Genomic DNA, 2,782 nt, shown 5'->3' with positions numbered 1-2,782 from the left:
GTGGTGGGTGATGACGGGATCGAACCGCCGACCCCCTCCTTGTAAGGGAGGTGCTCTCCCAGCTGAGCTAATCACCCCCGCTGTGTGGAGTCGCATTATAGGGAGAGTTGAAAATGAGTCAACGCATTTTCTAAAGTTTTTGTTTGTTCGTCGTAAAATTAAACAAAACGATCGTGAATTACCCCGCACTGCATGATTTCTATACGGAAATAGCAAAGCGCAGCGTTCTGACCGGATCAACATTGAGGAATCAAGCCACAGTGATAGAATACAAGGCTATTCATCTTTCCAGGATTTGCCGGTTGTCGGCATCTTTATAAACGTAAGGCCATTTCATGAAAATCAAAACTCGCTTCGCGCCTAGCCCGACAGGTTATCTGCACGTCGGCGGCGCGCGTACTGCTCTTTATTCCTGGCTTTTCGCACGTCACCACGGCGGTGAGTTCGTGCTGCGTATTGAAGACACCGATCTTGAGCGTTCCACGCCGGAAGCCATTGAAGCCATCATGGATGGTATGAACTGGCTGAACCTGGAATGGGACGAAGGCCCATATTTCCAGACCAAACGTTTTGAACGCTATAACGCGGTGATTGACGAGATGCTGGAGGCGGGAACAGCCTATAAATGCTACTGCTCTAAAGAGCGTCTGGAGCAACTGCGTGAAGAGCAGATGGCGAAAGGCGAGAAGCCGCGTTATGACGGGCGTTGCCGTCACAGTCACGAACATCATGCCGACGATGAGCCATGCGTGGTGCGCTTTGCTAACCCGCAGGACGGTTCCGTTATTTTTGATGATCAGATCCGTGGCCCGATCGAATTCAGCAATCAGGAGCTGGACGATCTGATCATTCGTCGTACCGACGGTTCCCCAACCTACAACTTCTGTGTGGTGGTGGACGACTGGGATATGGAAATTACCCATGTGATTCGTGGCGAAGACCATATCAACAATACTCCGCGCCAGATTAACATTCTGAAAGCGTTAAACGCGCCGGTGCCGATGTACGCGCATGTGTCGATGATTAACGGCGACGACGGTAAAAAGCTGTCTAAACGCCACGGTGCGGTGAGCGTGATGCAGTATCGCGATGACGGTTATCTGCCGGAAGCGTTGCTGAACTATCTGGTGCGTCTGGGCTGGTCCAGCGGCGATCAGGAAATCTTCACCCGCGAAGAGATGATTAAACTGTTCTCCCTCGGTGCGGTGAGCAAGTCTGCGAGCGCGTTCAACACCGATAAACTGCTGTGGCTGAACCACCACTATATCAATACGCTGGCGCCGGAATATGTGGCGACGCATTTGCAGTGGCATATCGAGCAGGAAAATATCGACACCCGTAACGGCCCGCAGCTTGCTGAACTGGTGAAACTGCTGGGCGAGCGCTGCAAAACTCTGAAAGAGATGGCGCAGAGCTGCCGCTACTTCTATGAAGACTTCAGCGAGTTTGACGCCGATGCGGCGAAAAAACACCTCCGCCCGGTGGCGCGTCAGCCGCTGGAAGTGGTGCGCGACAAGCTGTCGGCGATTACAGACTGGTCAGCAGAAAACGTCCACCACGCGATTCAGGCCACGGCGGATGAGCTGGAAGTGGGGATGGGTAAAGTAGGGATGCCGCTGCGTGTGGCTGTGACCGGTGCCGGGCAGTCGCCTGCGCTGGATGTCACCGTACATGCGATTGGTAAAACCCGCAGCATTGAGCGTATCAACAAAGCGCTGGGCTTTATCGCCGAGCGTGAAAGTCAGCAGTAACGCCAGCTGAAACAGAATAAACGGCAGGGCAGACGCCTGCCGTTTATTATTTGTTAGTCCGCCTCATTGATACCTAAACGCGTCAGAAATCCGCGAATACCTTCCCGCGATAAAAACAGCGCCAGTTTTTCCTGTTCCTGAGCAGACATATTTTCAACGGCATCAATAATTTGTCGATAAGCGTGACTGTGCGCCGCGTTCGCATATTCTGCGAAAGCCTCTTCCGCCTGATAAAACGCAGGCAGTTTGCGAAAAGCCGGAATATTGAGAATAAATTCCCGCACGCTGGCATCAATATGGATGAGTCTTGCGCGTCCGCCTTTGACGCCGGGAAATTTTTCGGTTTTCCAGTGTTGTTCTCTGATCCAGCGATTGACGGTTTGTCTGGCCACGCCGAGGCATTCAGCCAGCTCTTCAGTGGTCATTTTACTGCGTAATCTTTTCATATTATTTGCTATCGCGTATCCCTAAGCGTTGTAACAAACCGGTAATCCCTTCACGCACGAGGAGAGAGGTAAACTGTTTCTGCTCGGATGAGGTCATCTCTTTGGCGAGCGTCATGAGCAGCGCTTCAAGCGATGCGTTGCTGGCAGGCGTGAATGTGTCTGCGTGATGGTCAACTGAACGTTCAGCGCTGCGGATATATTCACGAACCTGTTCGTTTACATGAACCAGACGGGCTTTACCGCCCTGGACGCCAGGTTTGGGCGATGTTGCCCAGCCTTCTTTCCGTACCCATTTATTGATGGTTTGTCGGCTGTAACCGGTGAGATTAGCGAGTTCTTCTGGCGTCATCCGTTCCTTGAACATAACGATTCCCTGAATAGTCGTGGGGTTAATTAGTGGTTCATTTTATAGCACCATTTTAGTCGAAACCGTGACGTGTTTAACTACTGAATGCGAGTTGTGCCGCAATGTCCTTTATTTGAATGCTTTTTCAGCGATTGAATTCGGCAAGTTCATTTTGCCGTTGACACATGCCGAGGGAATTCATATGATGCCGCCCGTCAACTCGACAAGCTTTACGTAGT

Annotated in this window: 3 protein-coding genes and 1 tRNA gene; 1 reads left to right on the top strand and 3 read right to left on the bottom strand. The window is 51.6% G+C overall.

Annotated features, from left to right (window positions below; all coding sequences use genetic code 11):
- Position 1 precedes the first annotated feature (1 nt).
- Positions 2–77, bottom strand: a tRNA-Val gene (locus NBA72_RS18770).
- A 258-nt stretch (positions 78–335) separates the two neighbouring features.
- Here NBA72_RS18770 and gltX point away from each other — a divergent pair.
- Complete coding sequence (gene gltX, locus NBA72_RS18765; RefSeq protein WP_042948393.1) at positions 336–1,751, top strand: glutamate--tRNA ligase; 1,416 nt, start codon at positions 336–338, stop codon at positions 1,749–1,751.
- Between the two features lie 53 nt (positions 1,752–1,804).
- Here the strand turns inward: gltX and NBA72_RS18760 are convergent, their stop codons facing one another.
- Together NBA72_RS18760 and NBA72_RS18755 are read right to left on the bottom strand one after the other, a co-directional pair.
- Positions 1,805–2,197 carry a MerR family transcriptional regulator gene (locus tag NBA72_RS18760; protein ID WP_000826514.1) on the bottom strand — a complete coding sequence of 131 codons (393 nt, stop codon included), beginning with the start codon at positions 2,195–2,197 and terminating at the stop codon, positions 1,805–1,807.
- Position 2,198: 1 nt separating this feature from the next.
- Entirely contained in the window at positions 2,199–2,561 is a 363-nt protein-coding gene (locus NBA72_RS18755; RefSeq protein WP_000472034.1) for a MerR family transcriptional regulator, read from the bottom strand.
- Positions 2,562–2,782 lie beyond the last annotated feature (221 nt).

Source organism: Salmonella sp. NW1250 (assembly GCF_051812965.1).
In the GTDB taxonomy this organism is placed as follows: Bacteria; Pseudomonadota; Gammaproteobacteria; order Enterobacterales; family Enterobacteriaceae; genus Salmonella; species Salmonella enterica.
The sequence above is the reverse complement of the archived record's forward strand: the minus strand, read 5'-3'. Positions and strand labels throughout refer to the sequence as shown.

What these genes read in the sequence shown, in the direction of transcription:
- gltX (WP_042948393.1), top strand. Translation starts at nt 336, where the DNA reads ATGAAAATCAAAACTCGCTTCGCGCCTAGCCCGACAGGTTATCTGCAC.
- NBA72_RS18760 (WP_000826514.1), bottom strand. Translation starts at nt 2,197, where the DNA reads ATGAAAAGATTACGCAGTAAAATGACCACTGAAGAGCTGGCTGAATGC.
- NBA72_RS18755 (WP_000472034.1), bottom strand. Translation starts at nt 2,561, where the DNA reads ATGTTCAAGGAACGGATGACGCCAGAAGAACTCGCTAATCTCACCGGT.